This window comes from Mesorhizobium sp. M7A.F.Ca.US.002.01.1.1 (assembly GCF_004022955.1).
In the GTDB taxonomy this organism is placed as follows: domain Bacteria; phylum Pseudomonadota; class Alphaproteobacteria; order Rhizobiales; family Rhizobiaceae; genus Mesorhizobium; species Mesorhizobium ciceri.
The window spans coordinates 1-741 of record NZ_RZQE01000996.1 but is presented as its reverse complement, the minus strand read 5'-3'; the positions used below and the strand labels follow the sequence as shown (position 1 = coordinate 741).

Below are 741 nucleotides of genomic sequence, written 5' to 3'. Positions count from 1 at the left end.
ATTGTGCTCATCGATGACGGGGAGTTTTGGAGCCAGCGCCGGGTCGACGATGGGAATGGCGCGATCATCCAGGTCGTCACCGACAAGGGAGACTTTCTGGCCGACGCCTACGTTCTGTGTCTCGGCGCCGAAAGCCCGATCCTCGCCCGCAAGATCGGCCTTGGTTTGCCGATCTATCCGGTCAAAGGATATTCCCTGACCATTCCCATCGTCGACCCGGCGCTGGCTCCAAAACTCCCCGTCATCGATGAGCACAATCTCGTTGCCATCACGCCGATGGGCGATCGCATCCGCGTCACCGCCACCGCGGAATTCGCGGGCTATGATCGCAGCCACAAGTCTTCGGATTTCGCCTTCATGAAGCGCGTCACGCAGGACCTGTTCCCGCGCGGTATCGCCTATGATCGCGCCGAAATGCGGGCCTGCCTGAGACCCATGACGCCCGACAATCTGCCGATCCTCGGCCTGCGCAACATCAAGAACCTCTGGCTGAACACCGGCCACGGCCATATTGGATGGACGATGGCGCATGGATCGGCCCGCATCGTCGCCGAACTGATCGCCGGCCGGGCTGCGCCGATCGCCCTCGACGGTATCCTTCCCACACAGGCGCGGTTCGCCGAACCAAGCGCCGCAAAGGCTTGACCGACGCCATGCTCCGACCCACCAGGCACAGCAACCAGGACGACGATGCGGCGTTGGCATCCAAGCCGATCAAGACCGGCCCGCGCGTCTATGAAG

At 62.8% G+C, this 741-nt stretch carries 1 protein-coding gene; it reads left to right on the top strand.

All coding sequences use genetic code 11. The features are described 5' to 3' along the window. The coding region (locus EN932_RS37335; protein WP_245483419.1) for an FAD-dependent oxidoreductase at positions 1-645 on the top strand (645 nt) is incomplete at its 5' end. Between the last annotated feature and the right edge of the window lie 96 nt (positions 646-741).